The sequence below is a fragment of the Vibrio coralliilyticus ATCC BAA-450 genome (genome assembly GCF_000176135.1).
GTDB lineage: Bacteria > Pseudomonadota > Gammaproteobacteria > Enterobacterales > Vibrionaceae > Vibrio > Vibrio coralliilyticus.
In genome coordinates, this window is record NZ_ACZN01000018.1 from 742,941 (window position 1) to 769,627 (window position 26,687).

26 protein-coding genes are annotated in these 26,687 nt (G+C 42.8%); 20 read left to right on the top strand and 6 right to left on the bottom strand.

Annotated elements, in window-relative coordinates; translation table 11 throughout:
* Positions 1-53: 53 nt before the first annotated feature.
* On the bottom strand, positions 54-821 hold the full coding sequence (locus tag VIC_RS22750; RefSeq protein ID WP_006962726.1) for a nucleotidyltransferase domain-containing protein: 768 nt from the start codon (positions 819-821) through the stop codon (positions 54-56).
* Between the two features lie 136 nt (positions 822-957).
* Here VIC_RS22750 and yeiP point away from each other — a divergent pair, with 136 nt between their 5' ends.
* Positions 958-1,524 carry an elongation factor P-like protein YeiP gene (gene yeiP, locus VIC_RS22755; protein ID WP_006962727.1) on the top strand — a complete coding sequence of 189 codons (567 nt, stop codon included), beginning with the start codon at positions 958-960 and terminating at the stop codon, positions 1,522-1,524.
* Between the two features lie 2 nt (positions 1,525-1,526).
* Positions 1,527-1,847: an HI1450 family dsDNA-mimic protein gene (locus VIC_RS22760; RefSeq protein ID WP_006962728.1), complete on the top strand. Its 321-nt coding sequence runs from the start codon at positions 1,527-1,529 to the stop codon at positions 1,845-1,847.
* Between the two features lie 119 nt (positions 1,848-1,966).
* On the opposite strand, the gene ihfA is transcribed toward VIC_RS22760, so the two are convergent.
* On the bottom strand, positions 1,967-2,263 hold the full coding sequence (ihfA, locus tag VIC_RS22765; protein ID WP_006962729.1) for an integration host factor subunit alpha: 297 nt from the start codon (positions 2,261-2,263) through the stop codon (positions 1,967-1,969).
* Between the two features lie 708 nt (positions 2,264-2,971).
* On the opposite strand from ihfA, the gene VIC_RS22770 reads away from it, so the two are divergent.
* The 9 genes from VIC_RS22770 (at position 2,972) to VIC_RS22810 (ending at position 12,739) form a co-directional block, all read left to right on the top strand.
* The gene (locus VIC_RS22770; RefSeq protein WP_039952531.1) at positions 2,972-4,153 is read left to right on the top strand and encodes an acyl-homoserine-lactone synthase; all 1,182 of its coding nucleotides are present in this window, start codon (positions 2,972-2,974) and stop codon (positions 4,151-4,153) included.
* Complete coding sequence (locus VIC_RS22775) at positions 4,146-6,671, top strand: hybrid sensor histidine kinase/response regulator (protein WP_006962732.1); 2,526 nt, start codon at positions 4,146-4,148, stop codon at positions 6,669-6,671. The genes VIC_RS22770 and VIC_RS22775 overlap by 8 nt, the downstream gene beginning before the upstream one ends.
* A gap of 481 nt (positions 6,672-7,152) precedes the next feature.
* Positions 7,153-9,666: a response regulator gene (locus tag VIC_RS22780; protein WP_006962733.1), complete on the top strand. Its 2,514-nt coding sequence runs from the start codon at positions 7,153-7,155 to the stop codon at positions 9,664-9,666.
* A 291-nt stretch (positions 9,667-9,957) separates the two neighbouring features.
* Positions 9,958-10,200: a hypothetical protein gene (locus tag VIC_RS22785; protein ID WP_006962734.1), complete on the top strand. Its 243-nt coding sequence runs from the start codon at positions 9,958-9,960 to the stop codon at positions 10,198-10,200.
* Between the two features lie 125 nt (positions 10,201-10,325).
* A complete protein-coding gene (locus VIC_RS22790) occupies positions 10,326-10,877 on the top strand; it encodes a septation protein A (RefSeq protein WP_006962735.1) in 552 nt (183 codons plus the stop codon).
* A 92-nt stretch (positions 10,878-10,969) separates the two neighbouring features.
* Entirely contained in the window at positions 10,970-11,368 is a 399-nt protein-coding gene (yciA, locus tag VIC_RS22795) for an acyl-CoA thioester hydrolase YciA (protein ID WP_006962736.1), read from the top strand.
* Positions 11,369-11,481: 113 nt separating this feature from the next.
* Positions 11,482-11,778, top strand: coding sequence for a YciI family protein (locus VIC_RS22800; protein ID WP_006962737.1), 297 nt, complete (start codon positions 11,482-11,484; stop codon positions 11,776-11,778).
* Between the two features lie 7 nt (positions 11,779-11,785).
* Positions 11,786-12,178, top strand: coding sequence for a GspS/AspS pilotin family protein (locus VIC_RS22805; protein WP_006962738.1), 393 nt, complete (start codon positions 11,786-11,788; stop codon positions 12,176-12,178).
* Between the two features lie 339 nt (positions 12,179-12,517).
* Positions 12,518-12,739, top strand: coding sequence for a hypothetical protein (locus VIC_RS22810; protein WP_006962739.1), 222 nt, complete (start codon positions 12,518-12,520; stop codon positions 12,737-12,739).
* A gap of 72 nt (positions 12,740-12,811) precedes the next feature.
* Here VIC_RS22810 and VIC_RS22815 read toward each other — a convergent pair whose 3' ends face one another.
* Positions 12,812-13,060 carry a DUF1289 domain-containing protein gene (locus VIC_RS22815; protein ID WP_006962740.1) on the bottom strand — a complete coding sequence of 83 codons (249 nt, stop codon included), beginning with the start codon at positions 13,058-13,060 and terminating at the stop codon, positions 12,812-12,814.
* Positions 13,061-13,273: 213 nt separating this feature from the next.
* On the opposite strand from VIC_RS22815, the gene VIC_RS22820 reads away from it, so the two are divergent.
* The 5 genes from VIC_RS22820 (at position 13,274) to VIC_RS22840 (ending at position 18,014) form a co-directional block, all read left to right on the top strand.
* Complete coding sequence (locus VIC_RS22820) at positions 13,274-13,720, top strand: META domain-containing protein (protein WP_006962741.1); 447 nt, start codon at positions 13,274-13,276, stop codon at positions 13,718-13,720.
* A gap of 203 nt (positions 13,721-13,923) precedes the next feature.
* Positions 13,924-15,066 carry an ABC transporter substrate-binding protein gene (locus tag VIC_RS22825; RefSeq protein WP_006962742.1) on the top strand — a complete coding sequence of 381 codons (1,143 nt, stop codon included), beginning with the start codon at positions 13,924-13,926 and terminating at the stop codon, positions 15,064-15,066.
* 27 nt (positions 15,067-15,093) lie between these two features.
* Positions 15,094-16,803: an ABC transporter permease gene (locus tag VIC_RS22830; protein ID WP_006962743.1), complete on the top strand. Its 1,710-nt coding sequence runs from the start codon at positions 15,094-15,096 to the stop codon at positions 16,801-16,803.
* The gene (locus tag VIC_RS22835) at positions 16,769-17,416 is read left to right on the top strand and encodes an ATP-binding cassette domain-containing protein (RefSeq protein ID WP_006962744.1); all 648 of its coding nucleotides are present in this window, start codon (positions 16,769-16,771) and stop codon (positions 17,414-17,416) included. Before VIC_RS22830 ends, VIC_RS22835 begins: the two co-directional genes overlap by 35 nt.
* On the top strand, positions 17,409-18,014 hold the full coding sequence (locus VIC_RS22840; RefSeq protein WP_006962745.1) for a CDP-alcohol phosphatidyltransferase family protein: 606 nt from the start codon (positions 17,409-17,411) through the stop codon (positions 18,012-18,014). Before VIC_RS22835 ends, VIC_RS22840 begins: the two co-directional genes overlap by 8 nt.
* A gap of 272 nt (positions 18,015-18,286) precedes the next feature.
* Here the strand turns inward: VIC_RS22840 and VIC_RS22845 are convergent, their stop codons facing one another.
* From VIC_RS22845 to VIC_RS22855, 3 genes are all read right to left on the bottom strand, one after another.
* Positions 18,287-19,219: a class I SAM-dependent methyltransferase gene (locus VIC_RS22845; RefSeq protein WP_006962747.1), complete on the bottom strand. Its 933-nt coding sequence runs from the start codon at positions 19,217-19,219 to the stop codon at positions 18,287-18,289.
* A gap of 11 nt (positions 19,220-19,230) precedes the next feature.
* Positions 19,231-19,926, bottom strand: a complete 696-nt coding sequence (locus VIC_RS22850) for a TIGR01621 family pseudouridine synthase (RefSeq protein ID WP_006962748.1) — start codon at positions 19,924-19,926, stop codon at positions 19,231-19,233.
* 122 nt (positions 19,927-20,048) lie between these two features.
* On the bottom strand, positions 20,049-21,479 hold the full coding sequence (locus tag VIC_RS22855; protein WP_029236244.1) for a sodium-dependent transporter: 1,431 nt from the start codon (positions 21,477-21,479) through the stop codon (positions 20,049-20,051).
* A gap of 406 nt (positions 21,480-21,885) precedes the next feature.
* On the opposite strand from VIC_RS22855, the gene cls reads away from it, so the two are divergent.
* From cls to VIC_RS22875, 4 genes are all read left to right on the top strand, one after another.
* A complete protein-coding gene (gene cls / locus VIC_RS22860; protein WP_006962750.1) occupies positions 21,886-23,340 on the top strand; it encodes a cardiolipin synthase in 1,455 nt (484 codons plus the stop codon).
* Between the two features lie 87 nt (positions 23,341-23,427).
* Positions 23,428-24,633, top strand: a complete 1,206-nt coding sequence (locus tag VIC_RS22865; RefSeq protein WP_006962751.1) for a cystathionine beta-lyase — start codon at positions 23,428-23,430, stop codon at positions 24,631-24,633.
* A gap of 241 nt (positions 24,634-24,874) precedes the next feature.
* Positions 24,875-25,798 (top strand): esterase/lipase family protein, encoded by a 924-nt coding sequence (locus tag VIC_RS22870; protein WP_086026974.1) that lies wholly within the window; start codon positions 24,875-24,877, stop codon positions 25,796-25,798.
* A gap of 10 nt (positions 25,799-25,808) precedes the next feature.
* Positions 25,809-26,666 carry a lipase secretion chaperone gene (locus tag VIC_RS22875; protein ID WP_006962753.1) on the top strand — a complete coding sequence of 286 codons (858 nt, stop codon included), beginning with the start codon at positions 25,809-25,811 and terminating at the stop codon, positions 26,664-26,666.
* The last annotated feature ends 21 nt before the right edge of the window (positions 26,667-26,687 follow it).

Sequence of the window (26,687 nt, forward strand, 5' to 3'; positions counted from 1 at the left end):
AATTGAGCGGCAATAATAGACGTTTTAGCTTTTATTGCCGCATAATCAGTATCTTAGCCTATCTTAAATTCGGTTTTCTTGTACTGTTTAGCTAGCCACTCACCGAAACCATCAAGAATGCCAACGACGGATCGTTTTGCTATCACTCGTCCTGTGAGCAAAATCCCTAACCGTTCAATTTCGACCTGTTTATCAGGATAGTAGCGAAGAAAGTTCTGCCCACATTCAATAGGATCATCGAACCAATTTTTATCTTTGTACATCACTAGCGAATAGCTCGCACGCAGCAGCTTCTTGGCAATAACTATCTGTGCTTTTGACTGTTCCTCTGGCGTCGCAGAGCGTGCAATACGATTGCGGTACACTGCGACCCAATCTTCAACATCCATATTCCAATGTTTGGCGATTTCCCAGCTTGGCTCATAGTCGCCAAAACACTCAGAAAGGTCTTCACCGTAAATACACACCGAGCAATGACGAAGCTGAAATCCCCAAGAAAAAATGCTGTCCAAGCTCGCCACTTCTTTCACAAGCGTATTCTTTAGCGATACATCTGTTAAGAATGGATAGGACTTCTGAAAACGCCATTTAATAGAGTTGAACAAGGTGGTTCTGACATCACTAAAGCTGTCATGCGTAACGACCAACACGTCTAAGTTAGAACGATTAGGCTTTGCCCTCTTACGAGCGACACTGCCGTAAAGATAGACACTGTGTAGATTGTCACCCAACCCTCCCTTTAGAAAAGCGATAAGATCGTTAATGGCAGGCTGATACCTTTCCTGAAAAGGTTGCTTAGGGTCAATAACAGAAAGATGCATTTAGTTGATAACAATAATTTTTAGGCTTTCGATTCTTTAATGTTCGCCCACACACAGACACGAATCAAGATATTCCTTCCCTTAAACACTATGTATATAATACGACAATTCCATCTCACACTAAGGAAACACTTTTATGCCAAGGGCAAGTGAGCTTAAAAAAGGTTTTGCTATCGAATCTAGTGGCAAAACACTTCTGATTAAAGATATCGAAGTCACCACTCCGGGTGGACGCGGCGGCGCAAAAATCTACAAACTTCGTTGTACTGATCTTGCGACAGGTGGACGTGTCGATGAGCGCTTTAAATCAGACGACGTAGTTGAAACGGTAGATATGTTTAAACGTGCTGTTGCTTTCTCTTACGTGGATGGTGACGAGTACATTTTCATGGATAATGAAGATTACACTCAATACACCTTCAAGAAAGAAGAAATTGAAGACGAACTACAGTTTGTTACAGAAGAAATTCAAGGCTTACATGTGATTGTCGTGGATGGCAATGCAGTAGGACTAGAGCTTCCCGCTTCTGTTGAGCTTGTAATCGAAGAAACTGACCCATCAATAAAAGGGGCTTCAGCTTCGGCGCGCACAAAGCCTGCACGTTTCGCGACAGGCTTGACAGTTCAAGTTCCTGAGTATATTGCAACAGGTGACCGTATTGTTATCAATACCACTGAACGTAAATACATGAGCCGAGCGTAATTATGTCCGAACTGATCTCCTATGATGACGCCATTGAAACGGCCTATGACATCTTTCTAGAGATGGCTCCAGATAATCTTGAAACCGCAGACGTTATTATATTCACCGCTCAATTTGACGACCGTGGTGCTGCTGAGCTGGTTGAAACTGGCGATGATTGGGCTGGTCATGTCGGCTTTGAAGTCGATAAAGAAATCTATGCGGAAGTCCGTATTGGCTTAGTGAACGAAGAGAATGATGTCTTGGATGAAGTTTTCGCCCGCCTACTGGTAAGCCGAGATCCAGAGCATAAGTTCTGCCACGTTCTTTGGAAGCGAGACTAAACAACAAAAAAATACCCAAGTTTTTAACTTGGGTATTTTTTATAAATAACTAGAAGACGAATTATAGACAAATCCGTCTTCTAGAATTCTATCGGTTTCAACTGACAAACGCGTGCTTGTTAGCCTTCTACCTTGGCATTTTCTACACGGGCTTTTAGTTTCTGCCCCGGGCGGAAGGTGACAACGCGACGAGCACTGATTGGAATGTCTTCACCCGTCTTTGGGTTTCGACCTGGACGTTCGTTTTTTTCTCGAAGATCAAAGTTACCAAATCCAGACAGTTTTACCTGTTCGCCACTCTCTAGTGCCTTACGAATTTCTTCGAAAAACGCCTCAACCGTTTCCTTGGCATCCCGTTTACTGTATCCGAGCTTCTCAAACAGGTTTTCAGCCAAATCGGCCTTTGTGAGCGCCATAAAACTTTCCTCAAAGCTGTGTTAAACAATGCTGCCGAGTTGGCAGCGCCAAAGCATTTTGCCCAGCCAATCAACAACATATCGGCTTTACTTGGGAAAGTGTATGCCAACCTTCTGATTTTCGCCAACTTTTTTATTAATTGAAGGCAAATTAATCATTAAAAACAAATAGATATATGACCTAAAACAAACATGCCGACTAAGCTGTTAGTTCAAAAAATCTTTATTTTTCAGATAATTAACTCATAAAAATCAGAACCATCAGTATTAGAGCCTGAATTTATTGGCAAAAAATTTTCTTACGCTTAACATGATAGCGAATTCAGTCTGTTAGATATGCTTTTGTGCATATGGATTCTTATCAAATAACACTGCAGCATAACTTTATATGCTCACTGTAAAGAATAGAAGAATAATAAAACAACACTTTCGTTTTTAGTTTTCTCTAACTAGCTGAATGTAAAGTCATTAAAAACGTTCACAAAAGAAATATTCACACCAGCATCTAATAGGTTTTTTACAGTCCAATGCACCATTACTTGTACACACCGAGCAAGACACAATCAATTGACAAACATTTATATTAATAACGTGAACTGCGCATTTATTCTCCAAGTCAATAAATGTTTAGAATATGGAAGTTAGTATTTAAATATTGACAAAAAAATAAATAAATAAATAATCTAAACTATTGTTGGCAATCAGAACATGAATATTATAGAAATGCTGTCTTCTTTTTTACAGGAAGACATGCTATCTAGAGCTCAATCTAAAGAGCTTTTACACAAAATTGCAGATACACCACAACATGCAGAAATACTTGGGGCACTCATTAGCAAAAGAAAGTTCCAAGTACTACAAGTACGTTCGGACTTGAAACTTAAAGATCTAAATACACTATTAGGAACTGATGAATACGCTTTCTTTACAAGGAAAAAACCAGTTACTGGAGATCTGACTGAGGAGCTAAAGTTTTTTTTAGAACAAGTTGCATTAAAACACTTTGAATCTTTACCGTTGCTATGGGCACAAGTAGAACGCCATAAATTGAGATCTAAACAATTGAGTGCTCTCACAGATACTCCTAAGTTAAGTTATAGTGACATTGAGTATTACAGTGACCTGATCGAAGAAATATCAGAAGATCCACAAATCGTTTCTGTCCCATTTGATGACGGCCTCTATCGATTAAGTGATGCCATCTTGCTCTCAAATATCGAATTATTTGTCATCAAGCAAAAGTGGTACGAGCTCCTTTTTCTTATGGAACATTCTTCATCTGGTCAACATTTCGTTATGTTTCATAAGTCAGGTGAAAACAAGTATCCTTGCCTATGTTCATCAGCCATGATCACAGACTGGCAGCACAAACATCGGTGGCTTAGCTTTAGTCCCTTTTTTCAGCATGAAAGATGGTCACTGCTTATCTCGAAAGAAGCAATTGATAGCTTGAACAAAACGGGAGTTTTTAACGGGCTTTCTAACAATCTACCAACTCTAGAGCAGTTTGATTCAGATTGTATGGCAAAAGCTAACTCTTCATACAAGCGATGTGAGATACTTAGGTTAACTGTATGCGGTAATCAAATTCAGCAACTCTATCTTCTCTATTTGGCTCAGAAACAAATGGCAAAGCAATTGGCCCAATCTGACTATGGTTGTGCTTATACAATTATTAATAACCCGTGGCTGTTAAACTTTTACGCCCAGCTAGAAGGTAACGCATACGTTCACTGCGGTAGCTTCGGCATTAATCAAGGCGAGTGTCCAACCTATAGAGGCATGTGGCTTGTAAAAGAATTTAACCGTCAATATTCATATATCAACTTTAAGCGATATAAGTCTATGGCTAGGCAAAAAATCATGACTTTGGAAAAAAGCGATGCCTGATTTGCTTACAAATATCCAGATCCACCCAGCATTTCTGCTGCTTTTTGTTGTTGCTTCAATTGTTCTTACTTGGAGTATTTACTTTGCAAAAACCGCTAATCGCAGTAACAGCGTCCAGCTAAGAAAGATAAAATTACCTTATTTATGCTATTCCCTATCAATTCTAGGTTGGACTTTAAGCAACGCTTTTTTCTACTCTCCGTATTTAGTTAGCTGGGGGAGTAACGTTGCTATAGGGATGGCTTTGTTTGCAAATGTCACATCTTATCTTGCATTTGCTAATGCATACCTAGTGTGTTTAATGCTCGCGAAGAAAGAAGGCGAAGGTTCTTGGAGAGAAATAGCCTTTTTATGTACTGTTTCTGCAATCGTACTCTTAGCTAATATCGGTAATCATTCCATGATACGTGGTATTACGATTGATAATGTGGGAATGTTTAACATTCATTTTGGTGAGGGAACCAACTATTTCTTCCTGACCGTTATGGTATTAATATTGCTGTCGTTTAAAAACGTAATTCGATACGCACGTAACGCAAAGCCACTCCAGCAGCTCAAATCGCTATACATGCTATTCGGTATAGGTGTTTTCATGCTATCCACGCTTGCGATTCATGTTGTCGTTCCAATGTTATTTGAGGACTTTTCTTTAGCATGGCTACCGCCAGCACTTTCCATCACGGAAATGTTATTAATGGGGTATGCACTGATTACATCTCGCTTCTATAGTAGCCGACATATAATACATCGACTATCAGCAATTACCCTAGCTGTTACTGTGCTCTTGTTCCCTACACTATTTGTTATTCGTGTACTTGAAACAGAGAACATAGTTTTAGTTGGGTTACTGTTTATAACTATTACGGGAATCAGTTGGAAACCACTAATAGGTTCGTGTAGCCGATTAGCGAGCAGAATTGTGTTTAATGATGCATATTCACCACAAGATAAGCTCTATCAATTAGAAAATGAATTTCAGGTTTCGACCAATCAAGCGTTGAGAAAAGTGGCAGCAATTTTGGGGGTAAATGAAACTTCCTTACAGCTATTGTCAAACATTCAAGATGAAACACTTTATACGTCTCACTTGAAAGGAGCTGGAAGTGTTCTAATCTATGAAGAAATTGAAGAATCTTTGCCTGTTCCTAGTAAAAACGTCGCTCATTCTCTATCAAAACTATATAAGAAAATGAGTGCAGACAATGTTGCTATGGTTCTTCCTATATACGATCATACAAACAATATGTCGCATCTGTTAGTTGCACGTAAGAAAAGTGATGGCCGCTTATTCTTCAGTGAAGAGATCCAAGCCTTACAGTCTGTACTAAAAAAAGTACAGGGATACATCAATGCCGACAGAAAGGTAAGACAATCTCAAGCATTAGCAAATTCCATTGCTCACGAAATGAGAAATCCACTCGCTCAAGTTCAGTTTCAGTTTGAAAGCCTTGCACTCAAATTAGGTAATGGTACCTCGCGTGATGAACTTAATAGGCATGTATTGGATGGTAAAAATGCGATTGAGCGGGGAAAACAACTTATAGATATTATATTAAGAGAAGTAAGTGATTCTTCTTTGGAACAGGAGCCTGCGATATCGACTTCAATACAACCTGTTATACGTACAGCAGTAGAGCGATATGGCTTTGAAGATGATAAGATTAAGAAACGCGTTATTCTCAATATCGACCAAGATTTTGTAGTGAAAATAAATGACACCTTGTTTAACTTCGTTTTGTTTAACTTAATGCGTAATGCCATTTACTATTTTGACTCTTACCCAGACAGTACTATTGAAGTACGAACCATTGCGGGTAAATATGAAAATTATGTTATTGTCAGAGATACAGGCCCCGGCATTCCAGAACATTTAACCAAACGTATATTTGATGACTTCTTTAGCCACAACAAGAGTGGTGGTAGTGGGCTAGGATTAGGATATTGCCAGCGTGTTATGAGAGCGTTTGGAGGTTCGATACGCTGCTACTCTCAGCTAGGCTATTATACCGAGTTCCATCTATCGTTCCCATCAATATCGATTGCGCCACCAGTAAAGTCCGTTCAAGGCTGTTCTCCTTATTTACACGAAGAACTGGTAGAGGATAAAAATAGTTTTATAAGTAGCTTAACTCACAGTATTGATAAATCTGATAATCACTTAATCCTAGTTGTTGATGATAAAGAGATTCAACGCTCGCTTGTTAAGCTATATCTAGAGCAACTAGGTTATGATGTTGTTTTGGCAAACAATGGAAAAGTGGCAATAGAAATAATCCATAGTAACCCAATTGACCTTGTTTTTATGGATATACAGATGCCTGTTATGAATGGTTTTGAAGCAGCAAGCATAATAAAACGTTCCTATCCAACCATACCAATAATTGCTCTGTCTGGTGAATCAGGAGAGCGTGAACTTAATCTGATAAGTGAATTGATGGATGGACGACTCTCTAAACCTACCACTAAGCAGGCTTTAAACCAAATGCTTACTTCTTCTTTACCTGTAACTACGCATTAAGAAAGACGCCCATTAAGCGAGAGCGGTAGCAAGAGCTAGTTTTTTACCGCTCTAAGTTTAAATCGGCTCATTAATCAAATTTAAAGTTATGATGCAGTATTGAATCAATCTAAAACAACAAGGAATAAAATTAGTAAATACTTTTCGATTAAAAATGGGACTAGATCTGAACACGAATAAAAACAGGTTGCAAAAATATTTTTATCGGGTAAACAATATTGCTTCAATTTTCAAACCCAAAGTAACAGCTTATGTAAATATCAATTCAATCAATAAACGACTTTAGAAAAGAAGATAATTATAAATTTATAACACATAATACCCAAAAAGATATCGCGACCAGACATAATTCATCGAACTATATATGGCTTAATAAATAAAAGGTTTGAATGGAACACTATAAATAGCGAGCTAGGGTGATTATAAAATACGATATTTAATTTAATAAAACGACGTCAGAAATTGGTGAAATCGGAACATTATGTTCAGCTATATGTTAGACCAGGTTTCATACCCTAAAGCTATGGTACTGATTGGTGCAGCGCTGTCTTTATTGATATGGGCTGTATACTTTTGCTCAGCGATAATCAAACGCTATGGAAAAGATGGTATGCGGCTTTATTACTATTACATTCTTTACATGGCGGGGTTATTTGTATGGATTATCAGTAACAGTTATTTTCATACAGATCTTCTTAAAGCATTTGGTAATAGTGCTGCAGTAAACGTGGCAATCATCGCTAACTTAGCCACCCTCGTTGCATTTGTTTCTGCGTATTTATTTTCGGCAAAACTACATAACTTTTACGCTCAAAAATCTATTGGACATTGGCAAAGTGCTGTTGTTGTAATCACAATAATATTCGCCGTATCATGCAATCTGATACCCGGATTAACTGTGCGTGGAATAAGTATTATAGGCCCAAGCGACTTTGAGCTAGATTTCGGCCCATACACTAAACCATTTTTTTTGGGGCTTGCTATTTTAGTCACACTCACGCTAGTGAACCTAATATCTTTAAAGAACAATCCCAATCTAATTCGAAGAACTCGTGTAATTTACATGATTTGGGGAATGACAATATTCATGCTTTCAACCGTGATTATACAGCTCGGATTCACTTTGTTCTTTGACGATTTCTCACTAACTTGGCTACCTCCAACATTATCTGTCCGAGAAGTTCTGTTCATGGGCTACGCAATACTAACCTCTAGATTTTATAGCCCTAGATACATTAGCTACATTATGACAAGTTTTACGATAACCGCATTTGCCTATGCGGGCTTTATCTCCTCATTCTATTCATTTGAAAACACAAGTATCTCGGAACTTGCATTAGTTGCTCTAATAATCGGAGTATCTTGGCCAAAGGTTTATAAAACGATTCAACTAACAAGCTGTAAATTGTTCTATGGTGAATCACTATCTCCAGTAGCCAAAATAGCTCTCCTCGAAGAGGACTTTCACAAATCACCAACCCAAGCCATGGTAAAACTCGCTAAATATCTCGGAGTTCCTAAAGGGAAACTCCGTCTCTTAGACAACTATCAAGGTGCGAACGTCTATCAGCATTACTTCGAGAAACAAAGCACTCCGTTGGTGATAGATGAAGTTGAGGAAAGAATTGCACAGACCAGCGATACTACACTCAATCTCGTACATCGTAATATGAAAGAGACTCAATCAGCTCTTGTCTTACCAATTTACGATAATAATAAAGATCTGTCCCATGTTCTCGTTTCGAGCTCGAAATCCGAAGGAGCTTATTTTTCCTATGAAGAACTATCAGCGCTGGAGCATGTGCTTCAAAAAGTTCAACTTCATATCACGTACGAACAAAAAGTACGCCAATCACAGGCATTAGCGAACTCTATAGCTCATGAAATGCGTAACCCTCTAACCCAAGTTCAGTTGGAGTTCGAAAATCTCGCGCAAAAAATAGATGGAAGGCAATCCTATCAAGATCTCGCGTCCCATGTTGGTAGTGGTAAACAAGCGATAGCTAGAGGCAAACAACTCATCGATATTATTTTAAGGGAAATTGACAACACATCTCTCGATCAAGAACCAGCGACTGCTTGTTCCATTACTTCAGCTGTGACCTCAGCGGTTAATCAATACGGGTTTGACGATGATTCGCTAAGAAGCAGGGTAATGCTCGAGACAAGAGACGATTTCATCGTAGAGATTAACAACACTCTGTTCAACTTTGTCATGTTTAACCTACTACGCAACGCTGTTTATTATTTTGAATCTTACCCAGAGAGCATTATCACTATTCGCACTGAAAAAGGGCAAAATAGAAACACTGTAATGTTTACAGATACAGGTCCAGGAATTCCTCAAACCTATCTAGCACGTATATTCGACGATTTTTTCAGCCACAATAAGAGTGGCGGCAGTGGTCTAGGGTTGGGATACTGTAAGAGAGTAATGAAAGCCTTTGGCGGCTCTATTCGATGCGACTCGAAAATTGGTGAATATACAACGTTCTATCTGAATTTTCCTGTTACTTCAGATAAAGTGGAAGAGTGTCAAATCAATGAATCGGTTGTGACCTCAGGCAATGTAGGTACTTTGCCAACACTCCCCCCTACTTCAGAATTAACACCAACAACTAACCCAGATAAACCTCTAATCCTTGTCGTAGACGACAAACGAGTTCAGCTTTCACTCGCTAAGCTTTACCTTGAGCAGCTGGGTTACAACGTCCTACTGGCAAATAACGGAAAAATCGCAGTTGAGATGGTTCAGAATAACCCAATTGATCTCGTCTTTATGGATATACAAATGCCGGTAATGGATGGATTTGAAGCCGCTACTCTAATCAAGCGTTCACACCCATCTCTCCCAATCATTGCTCTATCAGGTGAATCGGGAGAAAAAGAACTGAAAAGAATCAGCGAACTTATGGACGGGCGTTTATCCAAACCGACGTCAAAGCAAGCGCTCAATCAGATACTGATATCGGCTTTGCCTACTACAATGCAATAACATTTCCGTAGTTTCAAAACGACTCGCAGTTTGCGTATCGCTCAGTCGTGAATAAATAAAACGGTTATCTTTCTTTATGACGTTATACTTGTGTTTGAAATTTGACACCGAGATTTGATTCACTAACTGTTTAATATACATGATGAAAGTTGGCTACAACCTAATTCAAGTTGGTTGTGGCATTCATTATGCTTCTAGAGAACTATGAATAAAAAAGTGGCGATGTTTTGTCTTCGCTACTTTCTCAGCCTGAGAATGTTGTCAGGCTGGCATAGATAAGAGAGGCAGCTTATGGAAATTCATCGTCATACTTATTATCGCCTTATCCATCATGGCATTAAAAGCTTGTTAGTCGATCGCATAGGTCATTTTACCGAACACGAGTACCATGATTATCTCAATTACATGACCGGCAAATCCAGCTGTTTTGCCATGACTAATGAAGAACTCGAAGTTGCCGTCACCAACCTGAAAAACGAAGGCTACTTAGAAGACATCAAACCCTTGATTCGACGCCTCGAAATGCACTCTTAGCCTACAGTTCAAGGCCAGCAATATATTGCTGGCCTTGAACTGTTAAAGCGAGTACTGCTTAAGCCTTTGTGAATTGTTCAGATTTGGTTACACTGAAGGCAACTTCGCAATCTACAAGCTTTACAATGAAACAACTGATTGATTTTATTCCACTCATTATCTTTTTTGTCCTGTATAAAATGCACGACATTTACGTGGCTACAGGCGCTCTCATCGTAGCGACAGCAATTCAAATAATCGTTACCTACGCCCTATACAAAAAAGTTGAAAAAATGCAGCTTGTCACCTTTTTGATGGTGGCTTTTTTTGGTGGCCTAACCATATTCCTACACGATGACAATTTCATTAAGTGGAAAGTTACCATCGTATATATGGTCTTCGCAATCGGCCTTGCCGTCAGCCACGCCATTGGCAAATCCGCCATAAAAGGCATGCTTGGCAAAGAGATTAGTCTACCCGATACAGTATGGGCAAAGGTAACTTGGGCGTGGGTTGTATTCTTTTCTATCTGTGCAGGACTCAATGTGTATGTTGCGTTTGAGCTACCACTTGATGTGTGGGTCAATTTCAAAGTCTTTGGTCTACTTGCAGCAACATTTGGTTTTACCTTGCTGACCGGTATCTACATCTACAAACATCTGCCAAAAGACAAGCCCGAAGCCGACCCTGGTGACTAACCAAGCGTTTTTGATATAATCCACACTAATTTTTCCCCATTGGGGTATTACAGCGGCCGGATTGGCCGCTGTTTAGTTTTATGGATGTCAAAATGAGTAATGAAATCACTTCCCCTCGTGGACAAATGCTTTTACGCACCCTTGCCATGCCTGCAGACACCAATGCAAATGGTGATATATTTGGTGGCTGGATCATGTCACAGCTCGATTTAGCAGGTGGCATTCTGGCAAAAGAAATATCGGGTGGACGGATTGTCACTGTGTCTGTTTCAAGTATTACGTTCAAAAAGCCAGTTAAGGTTGGCGATGTTGTCTGCTGCTACGGTGAATGTACCAAGATTGGCCGCACATCGATGAGTATTGATCTTGAAGTCTGGGTAAAACCTGTCAAAGAGCACGGGATAGAAGATCGCTTCATGGTGTGTGATGCGACGTTCAACTATGTGGCCATCGACACTGAGGGGAAACCTCGTCCAATCAAACAAAACTAATCTCACACTTTGCTGTCAGAAAGTCTTTAAAAAGCTGTTACATTCTGTAGAGTTAGGCTAATCACACAATAAGCGGCTGCGCTGTCGCTTATTCATTATAAGGACATCAATACATGTGGTATGTAATTTTCTCTCAAGACGTTGAAAACTCACTGGAAAAACGTTTAAGTGCGCGCCCTGCTCATCTAGAGCGCCTTCAAACACTTCAAAACGAAGGCCGACTGCTTACCGCAGGCCCAATGCCAGCTATTGATTCGGACAATCCTGGCGAAGCGGGTTTTACAGGCTCTACCGTTATTGCTGAGTTTGATTCTCTTGAACAAGCTCAAAACTGGGCTGATGCGGATCCGTATATCGAAGCAGGTGTCTACGAGAAAGTGATCGTCAAACCTTTCAAGAAAGTATTTTAAGATGAGAATGAAGATTGCGTTAGGTGTGCTTTCTGCCGTTCTTTTGGCAGGATGTGCGTCACCGGAAGGAGACAAGCAAAGAGAACTGGAGCTGCTCGCAAGCAACCGAGCCAGTCTGCTGGCCTCAGAACTGCCAATGGAAGCTGGCCCGCTTTCTATTATGAGAGCCACTGCGAAAGGCACCATGATAGAAATTATGATGGTATACAATCAAGATGCTAGAGGTGCTAAACCCATCCAGCAAGTGCTTCGCCACAGCATCAACAGTTACTGTACGAATCCCGATACCAAAAACAATTTGGATGTCGGGTTGAGCTATCGATTGAAGATGCGTAACAGCCGCGGTCAATTAATGGTTGACGAAATAGTGACTCAACAAACCTGCCAAGCTAAACCGTAACCTTCCCTTCAGCAGGGTAACGACTCCTTAGACCTCGCAATGCGGGGTCTAAGTCATTGAAACATCTGCTCACGTAATCTAGCCCATCAACTTGATAACACTCTAGTTGCATAATGGGCATAGCACGAATAAATGAAGTTTTTATGACACCGATATTGAATCATAAGATGGATAAAAACCGCTAAGTGCCTATCGATTATTAAAATAATTCACCTAAAGCCGGCCATTTATCCAACAAATAAAAGATATATAATCTTTAAAACTGTGATCTTGCATTGACGCTTATCCAATCGCCTTCTAACTTTTCATATTAGTGTCATAACCAAGGAGGATCACCCAATGAAGCGCGCAAGCAATTCCTACCGTCTGCAATTAATAAAAGAAGTTGCCACCCGGCAAGAGCGGCTGAGCTGCGGTGATCCCATGGCCAACTATATCCAACAACTATTAGACTCCAAATCTGAGTCTGAGCTGCATGAAGAAAAAAATTATCGCTTTAGTGGCAACCACTTCGACGATCATGTCGGGGGGTGGGTAAGTGACAAGTGGGGATTAAAGTAACCCGTAAGGTTAGGACTATAAGCGAGAGGGAACATTTCTCGCTTTCCTGTTTATTGAGCATGTTTAAAGCAGTTAAAAGAGATCTTGCTGAGGGCTTTTCGGATCGGACTCCGCTTGCTGCTCTATTCTAGAGCCTAGCATTTTTCGACGATAACGCTGCCGACAAAGTTTAATAATGTGCAGTTGCTCGGCAGGGGTAAAAGTCAGCCAATTAAAGCGTTCTTCACGCTTACGCATACAGCCCTTACAGTAGCCTTTTTCATCTACTGTGCATACACCTACACATGGGCTAGGGACGACAAAAAATTCTAGCTGCTCCATCTGTGCCTCTTCATAGTTTTCTCAGCTACGCGTTAAGCACCCATCACTACTTTATTGCATCTATAATTAAATAAAATTCAATAACTTTCATTATGTGACTGTAAACAAACTATGACCTTAACCTGACAAAAACAGTGTTTTATAACCTATACTTTGTGCCATTAAAGTCGACTAAGTGTCGATTAACGTTTCTATATTTCGGAGTTCATTACTATGAAGTTTAGTCCAAAAACATTACTTGCAGCTGTCACCCTACCGTTTGTCATGACGGCTTGCGCGAGCAATGGAGGCGATGTGAAGCAAATAACAGTTAAAGATCTTCAGCATCATAACTGGGAACTGGTTAGTATTGATGGAAAAGAAGTAAAAGCGGAAGGTCACCAAAAACGACCACGCCTAGAATTGGGCGAGAACATGATGGCTAACGGTAACGCAGGTTGTAACAACTTCTTCGGTCAGGCTGAGCTCAAAGATAATCAGTTCCGTATTGAGAAAATGGGCATGACGATGAAGATGTGTATGGGTGACGCGATGGATTTAGAGCAGTCATTCTCGAAAACACTCGCTGAATGGAGCGACATGTCCCTGACCAATGAAGGTATGGTACTAAAAAATGACCTTCATACTCTGACTTTCAAGCTAAGTGATTGGAAAAACTAATCACCCACAACTAGAAACCAAAGCAGTCAATTATGACTGCTTTTTTGTTGCCCGTAGAAAAAGAGAACAAATCTCATACAACCCGCCTACAATTCCTTCAAATACATAAAAAAATTAAATTTTTTCAGTCATAATGAATGAAAAACATGGATAGCACGGTCTATCACAAAACTTATAGATTCATTCAAAGGGTAAGGACAACCATGAAAAGGCTGATCACTCTCATCTCCACTGTACTTCTGTCTGTTGGAGTAACAGCACAAGACAATTGGCAGCAAGTAACAGAGAAAGCAAAAGGACAAACCGTATACTTCCATGCTTGGGGTGGCAGTCAAGAAATCAACAACTATCTGCGCTGGGCAGATAAACAGTTGCAATCACAATATGGCGTGACACTAAAACATGTCAAAGTCACTGATATCGCCGAAACCACAACACGCTTGATTGCGGAGAAAGCGGCTGGAAAGAACACTGGCGGCAGTGTCGATATGGTTTGGATCAATGGTGAGAACTTCAAATCAATGAAGAACAACCAATTGCTTTTCGGTCCTTTCGTCGAACGTTTACCAAGTTGGCAACAAGTCGATAAATCCTTACCCGTTGATAGTGATTTCTCAGAGCCTACCGAAGGATTAGAAGCACCTTGGGGGGTAGGCCAGTTAGTATTCATTCACGATAAAATGACGCTCAACAACCCTCCAGCATCGTATGCTGAAATGCTCAGCTATGCTAAAGCATTTCCGAACAAATTGAGCTACCCTCGCCCACCCGCATTCCATGGCACCAGCTTTCTTAAAGCCGTATTAATTGAACTGACCGCCAATGATCCGTCTTTAGCCAAACCCGTTGAACAGGTGGATTTCAATGCCGTCACTGCGCCTTTGTGGAAATACCTAGACGAATTTCACAAAGTCGCATGGCGCCAAGGCAAACAATTCCCAGCAAGCTCTGCTGAAACAGTGCAATTGCTTGACGATGGGCAATTGGACTTAGCCATCACATTTAATCCAAACTCAGTTTATTCAGCACAAGCGAACGGTAATCTGGCTGAGACTACCACTGTTTACGCAATGGATGGCGGCGCTTTGTCGAACATTCATTTCCTAGCGATTCCATGGAATGCGAACGCGACAGAAGGTGCATTAGTCGCGATTAACTTCCTATTGAGCCCTGAAGCTCAATCACGCAAAGGCGATTTGTCTATCTGGGGCGACCCATCCGTACTTCAAAATCAATACCTGACAGAAAGTGCAAAGAAAACAACGTTGTTTAAATCCGTTGCCGAACCACATCCAAGCTGGCAGGCTGCTCTGGAAACAGAATGGCAAAAACGCTACGGTAATTAAGAACAATCATTAGGTTACGAGAGCCAGATGTTAAGAGCTGCGTACATAGTATTAATTTTGCTTTGCATTGCGCCAACAATCCCCGGATTAGTTGGTGTATTGCTTTCATCATTTGGCTACGTTCCTCCTGTCGGCCTGTTCGATTTCTCACTCAGCAGCTATCAGCAGTTTTTCGAATGGCCGGGGATTGAGCACTCCATTGGTCTCACTTTACTCAGCTCCATAACCAGTACTTATCTTTCTTGTTTAATCTGCTTTGCGATTCTTCAAAGCCTTTGGTTAGACCGCCATTGGCGAAAAGTTGAAGCACTACTTTCACCCTTGCTAGCAATGCCTCACGTCGCTTTCGCGATTGGATTTGCTTTTCTGTTCGCTCCTACAGGTATGGTTGCACGTATGTTGGCTCAAACCTTAGGTATTGACGTAGACACACATGAAGCAACTTGGTTAGTGCATGACCCTTATGCGCTGGGGTTAGCCATGGCACTTTCATTTAAAGAAGTGCCATTTTTACTGCTCATGAGCATTCCCGTTTTGCAGCAGATTAAAATCGACAAGCTGTATCAAGTCAGCACTTCTTTAGGGTATTCACCCACACAAATGTGGTGGAAGGCGGTCTTCCCTCTTTGGTTGGTAAGAATGCGCTTCGCTTTGTTTGCCGTGATGGCTTATGGCGTTTCAGTGGTCGATTTGAGTTTGATCTTGGGTCCAACCAATCCACCTACTTTGGCCGTTTTAGTATGGCAGTGGTTTAATGACCCCGACTTATCACTGATACCTCGTGCGGCATCAGGCGCGGTCATGTTATTTGTGTTAGCAAGTTTACTTTTAGTCTTAATCGTACTGGTCGAAAAGCTTCTCGTCGGCCATTTTGGTCAGTGGCAATACTCAGGTCGAAGAGGGTTTAGCCTTCCCGGGAAAACGCTATTTACCTTTTCGGCCATTTTAGCCGGCATTATGTTTCCACTGATGTTGATCTGGAGCTTCGCTCATCGATGGCGCTTTCCGGACCTTATCCCTACCCGATATAGCGACCGCTTTTGGATCAATGAGTGGCTCAATATATTACCAACGATTAACCAAAGTTTGATCATTGCCGCCGTTACCGCTTGTTTTGCTTTGATATTGGGCGTGGTGGCTCAGGAAAGTCGTATCCGTTTTCGCTTACACTTGCCAGGTTATGTCATTGCTTTACCTATGCTTATCCCGCAGCTTTCTATCTTATTTGGTATCCAGATAACCACGCTCTACTTGTCTGGTGATGCCTATTACACCTGGGTCATCTGGTCACATGTATTCTTTGCTTTCCCATTTGTGTACTTAGCACTCGATGGCCCATGGCGAAGCTATGACAACAACTATACTCGAGCGGCATTAAGCCTTGGCAAAACGCCCCTCTTTGTCTTTTTTCATATTAAGGTTAAGTTGCTGCTACCAGCCATCTTGTACGCTTGGGCTGTCGGAGCCAGTGTGAGCTTGGCGCAATATCTACCGACTCTCATGCTCGGTGGGGGCAGGATTGCAACCGTGACCACGGAAGCCGTAGCTCTTTCAAGTGGCTTCGATCGACGCGTTACTGCCATCTACGCGATTTGGCAAGCCATCTTGCCATTTGTTTTCTTTGTCTCTGCCATCCTTATTGGCAGATTCGCATTGCGACAACCTGATTATCAAAAACAAACGAACAAGGATGCCCTTAAGCATGACGCTGTCTCTAGAAAGCCTCGCCATCCATAAAACCAGCGGTGAAGCCCTCTTTTCTGATTTGAATATATCCGTTTCAGCGCAGGAAGTTGTTTGTCTAATGGGCCCCAGTGGATGCGGAAAATCAACCTTGTTAAGCTTGATTGCAGGACATATGAGTAGCGAGTTTGTCCATTCCGGGCGCGTGCTACTGAATGGCATTAACTTGGCTGAACTTGAACCTCATCAGCGACAAGTTGGAATTCTGTTTCAGGATGATTTGCTGTTTCCACACCTAAACGTGTGGCAGAACCTCGCTTTTGCCCTTCCTAACTCAATCAAAGGCGATGAAAGACGCCACCAAGCCATGGTTGCATTGAACAAGGTTGAGCTATCACAACTCGCAGATTCATTTCCTGACCAGATCTCCGGCGGCCAACGTGCTCGTGTCAGCTTGCTCAGGATGCTGTTGGCTAAGCCTAAACTGGCGCTGTTAGATGAACCATTTAGCAAACTGGATAAAGAACTTAGAACACAGTTTCGTGACTGGGTCATCGCTCAACTGGCAGAAGCCAACATTCCTACTCTGATGGTCACGCATGACAGGGATGATGTTCCTGAGAATGGACGGGTATTAAGTTGGCCGTGGGAGACTCATCATGCTTGATCGGTTCAGTATCAAAGTCATTCGCTCCCCTTTGGCTATTACAGCCGCCGGATTAGATAAACTCGGTGTGACCGCGAACCAAACGACGGTAAGTGGTTTTCTTCTTGGGTGTCTGGCGTTTCCTGCTCTGTACTTTGAGCAATACGAGCTGGCACTTGTGTTCATCGTTATGAACCGAGTATTTGATGGTTTGGATGGCGCGTTAGCTCGGCGTCAGGGCATCACAGATGCAGGTGGATTTCTCGATATCAGCCTCGACTTCCTGTTTTATTCTCTGATCCCATTTGGCTTTGTGGTTGCTAATCCAGAGCAAAACGCAGTTGCGGGCGCCTTTCTCATTTTCTCATTCATTGGTACTGGCTGCAGCTTTCTTGCTTTTGCCGTCATGGCAGGGAAACGTGGAATTGAGAATCCTATTTATAAAAACAAATCCCTTTACTATATGAGTGGGCTGACTGAGGGCACTGAAACCATAGCGTGTTTCATTGCGTTTTGTCTTTTCCCGCAGCACTTTGCCATCATTGCATACCTGTTTGGCACAGCCTGCTGGTTCACGACCTTTACTCGCATCTATTCAGGTTTCCACACTCTGAAATAGACATAAAAAAGGTCGCTCAATGCGACCTTTTTTAAAAGACAAAATTGATTATCACTGCGACCAGCAATCCGGAGAAGAAACTCGGAACATGAAACTGACGCTTCGGCATAGATTGATATTCTAGTACTGGCCCTTCTTGAAATGTTTTCTTTGATAATTCCTTGATGTAATCATTCTGCATGTCCGTTCTCCCAACTGAAGTGATTCTGACTTCAGCATAGAAACTCAAGTTAAGTTGAGGTCAAGACGGATTTACAAAGATCTCAATAAAATTAGCGGAACAGCATCACTTTAAGCGCAGCTTCACTATCAACATCAGCAAATTCAGGCGGATTATCTAACCGTTGCACAAAGCTAAGCTCTGGCGCTTCTTCCTTCATGCTTTCAATTAGGAAATCGCTACTGACCTGAGGAGAGTTCACACAAGCAAGCACTTCGCCCTTATCAGTGAGTAACTCAGGCAAACGACGCAGAATTCTCTTGTAGTCTTTGGTTAGCGCAAAGCTGCCTTTTTGAAATGAAGGTGGATCGATGACGACTAGATCATATGGTCCGGATCTTTTTATTTTTCCCCATGACTTGAATATGTCGTAAGCCAGAAACTTCACTAGATTTAGGTTGTGCTCATTCAACCTATGGTTATCTCGCCCTTTCGACAATGACGCTCTTGCCATATCTACGTTAACTACTTGATTAGCCCCACCATCGATAGCCGCAACTGAAAATCCACAGGTATAAGCAAATAAATTGAGAACATTTTTATGCTTAGCATGCTGCTGAACCCACTCTCGGCCTAGGCGCATATCGAGAAACAAACCAAAGTTCTGGTTGCGACCAATATCGAGTTGGTACTTCAGCCCTGACTCAACCACAACAGGTTTAGTGTTCAGTTCACCGATAAGCACTTCCGATGGCGCACCTTCGCTGTATCTATGTTGGATAACCACACACTTGACACCTTTCTCCTGCCATAGCGCAGTCTTAGACAGCTCATGCAATCCCTGTTTGAGCTGTTCAAGAAACTCATCGTCAACACTCTTGAATATATTGATCAGCAATTGGCATTCGACCCAGTCACAAGTGATCTGCTCTAAACCTTGGTAAACACGGCCTCGACCATGAAATAAACGCCTGACTTCGTTGGAAGTACTCGATAACTGCTCCGAAATGTGAGCGAAGAATGTAGGAAGTTGTTCAACCTGCATACTGGTTCCTGTTATTTTTTGATTTTCGGCCATGAAAGCTCCCAAGGTTTTAACCAAGCATTAATGCCTTGGCTGACATTTTCCTGCTGCCATTTTTCTCCAAGCAGAGCACTTTCTCTCGGGTCACAGACAAACTGGAATGCTTTTCCATAAAACTCAAATTCAAGCGCAAATGCATGGAGGTAACCTCGGTCTGATTTACTGGCGGGGGTATAAATCGCATCACCGACGATAGGTGAGCCGACCGACTTTAGTGCCACCCTGATTTGATGAGTTTTACCTGTATGGGGCTTGCACAAAAACAAACGCTCACCCGGTTCTGCGCTAGTTGAAAGAAATTGCGTGATCGCAGGGTTTGAATGAGAGCTGGTCAGTTTCCATGCCGAGCGACGCGAGCGCTCCATATCACCACTGACAAGCCCTTGTTTCTTCTTCGGCTTCTTACTACCAATCGCCAAATAGAACTTTTCCACACGGCGCTGAGCAAATTGTGTCGACAACTCACTCGCAGCTGCAGCGTTGCGCGCAAGTAAAAGAAGCCCAGAAGTCATTTTATCCAATCGATGCACAAGATAGAGTTGCTCATCACCAGTAACTAATGCCACTTCATGTAGCAACATGGTTTCGCCATCATCTTTATGAACTGAAACATTGGGGTGTTTATTAATGACGACAAAGTCTGAATGAGAAAAAACGATATCAAACATAGAGGACTCCACTTTGGACGGATGAGTATACCTGTTATGCGATCTAATTCCATAAGTAGATAAGCAAATAAAAACGGGGAGCCATGTAGGCTCCCCGTTTACGTTGTTATCTGGATTCAGCGTTACAATTTCTTAGAAAGAACACCTGCAAACGCAATGATTCCGATACCCAGTAGCATGATTTCACCTTTGCCGCTATCGAAGCCGGACTTGATGCCCATGAAAGCAACGATTGCGATAGCAACAGGGATTACGTATTTCACTAGGTTGTACCATAGGCCAAACAGTGGAAAAGAAACTTCACCGTCGTTAGTGATTTCTTTCTCAAGGTCTGCACGGCTTAGACGCCAGCCCGCAAAGATACATACCAACATACCGCCAACTGCTAGGAAGATCTTATCAGTCAGTAGGTCGAAGATATCAAATGCACCAGTACCAAACAGAGTTGGACCAACGCCACCCAGAGATAGAGAAGCAAACACACACAGTGCTGCCATTACTGAGCTTGCTGCGATTACCGCTGTTGGGCGCTTCATACCTTTCTCATCGATTAGGTAAGAAACCACAACTTCAAGCAATGATACCGAAGATGTCAGTGCCGCTACTGTTAGACCAATGAAGAACAGTAGTGCGAACAGAAGACCAATAACGCCGCCCATTTCAGCAAATAGCTGAGGCACAACAACAAACACCAGACCAGGACCTGCTGCCGGCTCCATACCGAATGCGAACATTGCTGGGAACATTGCCACACCTGCTAGGATAGCAACACCCGTATCCATAGCTGTTACCATACCGGTAGTCTGAACTAGGTTCTCTTTCTTCTTCAGGTAAGAACCGTACGTCATCATACAACCCATACCAAGACTTAGAGAGAAGAACGCCTGACCTAGCGCCGCTAGCACTACGTTGCTATCCACTTTGGAGAAGTCCGGCATGAACAGGAACTCTAGACCTGCCATCGCACCTGGAAGCATCAGACCTTTCACTGATACAACGATCAGGATAAGGAATAGCAGTGGCATCAGAATCTTACCTGCTTTTTCGATACCGCCAGAAATACCTTTCATCACGATAACGATGTTAAACATCAGGTAAATACCCATCCACATCAGTGGCTGTACTGGGTCAGAGATAAAGCCACCAAAACTATCGCCGATAGCTTCTGGCGTGCTGAGTAGACCACCACCCACTTTAAAGATGTATGCCAGTGCCCAACCGCCTACTACTGGGTAGAAACCCATGATAAGCAAGCCACTCACAACACCGATAACGCCGGTAAATGTCCAACGACGATCAGTAGACTTAAACGCGCCTACTGCAGATAGACCTGTCTTACGGCCAATAGCGAATTCTGTCAGCATAACGCTAAAGCCGATGAAAATTACAAAAATCAGGTAGATAGCAACGAACGCACCGCCACCGCTCTCACCTGCTGTGTATGGAAACTTCCATATGTTGCCCAAACCTACAGCAGAACCTGCTGCGGCCATTACGAAGCCTAATTTAGACCCCCACGTATCACGGGGCTGTGCACTTGTACTAGTAGCCACGGTTACTCCATTAAAAAATTTTATCAGTTGTGTTTGCTACGTTAGGCGTCGAAAAGTTGAGTGTATAAAAAAATTTACACTTATTAGAATTCTAGGTGACCCTAACAATGTGGCAAGTAAACCAGTTTGAGATTAAAATTGGAACCCCAAAAAGTGTAAATTCCCACCACCGCACGGTATAGCATGCTTAAACGCTGCTTTTTTAATCAAAAACCTCCCCTTTTATCTACATTTTACATTGTCATAACATAATAATTCTATTCCTGACATTTATCTAACCACTTGTGTCACATTACTTGTAAGAACATTTGGCAACGAAATGTTTGTTGTCGGCGCTTCCAACTGGATTTAATATCTAGGTTGAACATCAACCTTACTCAAGCGATTGATTTACGCAGGAAATTGAATGGAAAAGTTCTATCACTTCCTCACATTGGCGGGCATTGTCTTTTACTGGATCCTCGTAGCAGGGGTGACTTTACGCGTCGTTCTGAAACGGAGAGCAGTTAGTGTTTCTCTCGCATGGCTGATGATCATCTATATCATTCCCATTGTTGGGGTCGCTTGCTACTTTTTATTCGGTGAGTTGAATCTCGGGCGAAAGAGAGCCGAGCGCGCAAAAGAGATGTTTGCGCCTTTTGCCAAATGGTTTTCCAGCCTGAATGAATGTCACGCCCACGACACCACAAGCTTTGGCCGTCATATCTATCGTATCGATGAACTCTGCAACAATCGCCTAGGTTTACCTGCCTTAAGTGGTAATACTCTGTCTTTGCAAAGCTCGCCCAACGAAATACTCCATTCGATCATTGATGATATTGAGAATGCACAAACTAGCGTAAGAATGGTGTTTTACATCTGGCATCCAGGTGGGCTCGCGGATGCCGTAGCTTCAGCGCTAATAAGAGCTGCGAAACGAGGCGTAGAAGTGAAATTACTTCTCGACTCAGCGGGTAGCCCGCGCTTCTTCCGCAGTCAGTGGCTCAAGATGATGCAAGCCGCCGGCGTGGAAGTCGTGCAAGCCTTAGAAGTGAGCCCTTGGCGTATTTTCCTGCGTCGCCTCGATCTTCGCCAGCATCGGAAAATTATCGTTATAGACGACAAAATTGGCTATACAGGCTCAATGAACCTCGTTGACCCGGCTTTCTTCAAGCAAGAATCAGGTGTTGGGCAATGGATCGATATGATGGTCCGCGTGACAGGTCCGACGGTTAACGTTCTTTCTGCTATTCACTGCTGGGATTGGGAGGTGGAAACCGGCTCGCGTTCACTCCCTCAATTACCAGAATGCCAGCTCGATCCAAACGAACCTCAACATCCCGTGCAAGTTGTGCCTTCTGGACCGGGGATGCCAGAGCATCTCATTTCTCAGGTACTGACACTCGCCATTAATCAGGCCAACCAGTCGGTGAGGATCACCACGCCTTATTTCGTTCCTAGTGCCGATTTACTCGAAACACTGAAAATGACGGCACAAAGGGGTATTACGGTTGAGCTTATTATCCCGCACAAGAACGACTCGCTCATGGTGCAATGGGCTTCGCGGGCGTTTTACGCTGAGTTGATGGAAGCAGGCGTAGAAATTTATGAGTTCTATGGTGGCCTGCTGCACACCAAATCTGTTGTTATCGATCAGCAGTTCTGTTTAGTGGGAACGGTTAATATGGACATGCGCAGCCTATGGCTCAATTTCGAGCTCACATTGGCGATCGACGACGAAGCTTTCACTAAAGAGATGTACTGGCTTCAGAAGAACTACATGGAAACCTCCCATCAAGTGAAGTTAGAAGAATGGAAAAAGCGCTCTCTATATTCACGTTTCTTAGAGCGTACTTATTACCTATTTAACCCACTTCTGTAATCCGTTATTTCTTACTCCTGACCCTCTTGCTATTAATGCGTTGCCATGTTTTAAATAGGGCAACGCATTTTCAGATAAGGACTTCCAATGTCAGAAGGTAAGCAAACGAAGCTGGTCACCGCTGGTCGTGATGAAAAATGGACCAATGGTGTCGTTAATCCACCAGTTCAACGAGCTTCTACTGTCGTGTTTAATACGGTTGCCGAAAAACACCATGCAACCGTTAACCGCGCAAACAAAACACTCTTTTATGGCCGCCGCGGCACCAACACTCACTTTGCTTTCCAAGATGCAATGGTTGAAGTTGAGGGTGGCGCTGGTTGCGCTTTGTACCCATGTGGTACTGCAGCTATTTCGAACGCAATTCTCTCTTTTGTTGAGTCGGGTGACCATATCCTTATGGTTGATACCTGCTATGAACCAACCCGTGACTTTTGTGACAAGATCATGAAGAAGATGGGAGTGGAAACCACCTATTACGATCCGGTGATTGGAGAAGGTATTCGCGATTTAATTCAGCCCAATACCAAAGTGCTGTTTCTAGAGTCACCTGGCTCTATCACTATGGAAGTGCAAGATGTTCCAACATTAGCCAAGATTGCTCACGAACATGACATCATTGTAATGCTCGACAACACTTGGGCGGCTGGCGTGAACTTTTCGCCTTTTGACCATGGCGTTGATATCTCTATCCAGGCTGCGACCAAGTACATTGTTGGCCACTCCGATGTCATGTTAGGTACGGCAATCGCCAATGAGAAACATTGGGATCAGCTACGCGAACAAAGCTATCTGATGGGTCAATGTGTTTCACCAGATGATGCCTATCTCGGGTTACGTGGTATTCGCACTCTGGATGTCCGACTACGTCAACATGCCGAAAATAGCCTCAAGGTTGCACAGTGGCTGCAAAGCCGACCTGAAGTCGATCACGTGCGCCACCCAGCTTTAGAAAGCTGTCCTGGTCACGAGTTTTTCCAGCGTGATTTCACTGGCGGTAACGGCCTATTCTCATTCGTACTAAAAACAAGCTACCCACGTGCCACTACGGCACTGCTTGATGGCATGAAACATTTCAGCATGGGCTATTCTTGGGGCGGTTTTGAAAGTTTGATTCTGGCCAACGAGCCAAAAAGCTTCAACAGCTTGAGAACCATCGCCAATCCAAACTTTGATGGCACGTTGATCCGTCTGCATATCGGTTTGGAAAATGTTGAGGATCTGATCGCTGACCTTGAGCGAGGTTTTGAACGCTATAACTCACTCATTTTAGAGCAGTCCGCGACGGCTTAACGCTAGCCAATTCAATCAAGCCCCTGACTCAGGGGCTTTATTTTTAACCCAATGATATTATTGAATATTTTATCAATTACTTACTTAATAATGACACGTTAAACAATTGTGTTGTTTTCCATCTCTAATTCACAATTCTATTGCTTACTTTTCATTCAAATTTCGTATAGCTCATTTTCTATTCTACTGTTTAGTTACTCATCAGAGGTCATACCAGAAGGAGCTAATTTTGAAACACAAACTGATACTTGCTGTGCTCTGTATCTTCAGTTTAGGGCTATCGGCAACTACTAGCGCGTCCAATGCTAGTGGCTACACTCAAACTCAATACCCCATTGTGCTAGTTCACGGATTATTCGGCTTTGATACATTAGCGGGCGTTGACTATTTCTATGGCATTCCACACGCCCTAACTAAAGACGGTGCAAGCGTTTACGTTGCTCAAGTCTCTGCGACGAACAGTTCTGAAGTTCGTGGCGAGCAGTTGCTAGAACAAGTGGAAACTTTACTTGCAGCAACAGGCGCAGCAAAAGTTAACTTAGTCGGACATAGCCATGGTGGCCCTACTGCGCGTTATGTAGCGTCTGTCAGACCGGACCTTGTCGCTTCTGTGACAAGTATCGGTGGTGTCAATAAAGGCTCTAAAGTGGCTGACCTCGTTCGCGGTACCGTACCAGAAGACTCTGGTTTAGAAGCCTTGGCAGTAAAGCTAGCTCAAGGACTGACGACACTGATCAATCTATTGTCTGGTGGTGGTGACCTCGACCAAGATCCTCTTGCCTCTTTGGATGCATTAACCACCGAAGGATCACTTGCCTTTAACCAACATTACCCAGAAGGCATTCCGGCCACAGAGTGTGGCAGCGGTGATTTGCTCGCTGGTAACGGTGTTTATTACTACTCTTGGACAGGTTCATCTACCTTTACCAATATCTTTGATCCAACGGATGCCGCAATGACCATTCTTGGCCTAGCATTTAACGAACCGAATGACGGTCTGGTTGGCGCTTGTAGCACGCACCTAGGTCAAGTTATTCGTGACGACTACAAAATGAATCACTTGGATGAGATCAATGGCTTACTTGGTATCCACCATTTGTTTGAAACCGATCCAGTGACTCTTTATCGCCAACATGCCAACCGCCTGAAACTGCAAGGTTTGTAGGAACTATAAGATGAAAAAGACCGCTCTAATAACAACAGTGATGATCGCCTCGATGAGTCTTGGAGCGGTCTATTTTATCAATCAAGAAGACAGTGAAGAGATTGCAAACCAATCACAATCTCAACGAGATACCCAGATAGATACCTCCTCAAGTCGAGATTTGTTTGATTACGCGTTAAGCAGCTTAGGTGAACAAGAGTTAGACCAAATTAAAGCTCGGATACAAAGTCTTCCTAAAGACCAACAAGGGCTAGTCGTCGATGAAGCACTTTTCGAGACCTATTTACAATACAAAACAGAGCTAGAAACTCTGGAATCTATAACCTCACAACAAATTACCTTGACCGATTTAGAGCAGCTTCATCAGCAGATTATGGCGCTGCAAAGCCAGTATTTTACTGACGAACAGATACAGACATTGTTTGGTGAAGAAAATCGACTACGCCAGCTCGCGATCGATAAACTCGCGATAGCCAATCAAAACTTGGATGCGGAGTCGCAAGCGCAATGGTTAGAAGAGACCTTAGCCGACCAACCTGACTACATTCAGCAAGCAGAACGCAATAATCACCTCATTATCGGGCTTAACCAATCGGCTCAGATGGATGAGCAAAACAAACATTTGACACGTGTCGAGTTAGTAGGGGAAGAAGCCGCAGAGAGGCTTGATAAACTAGACACCAAACGTGAACAATTTAACACTCAGCTCGACAGCTACTTGCAGCAAAGAAGTGTAATCCTGTCTGACAACACCTTGTCGGACGATGACAAGCAATCTCAAATCGCATATCTGAGAGAGCAAAGTTTCGATTCTGTGCAATGGCGAAGAATCCAGGCATTAGAACGCATCCATGATCAAAGTTTATAATCGAAGGATGCGTTTAAACCG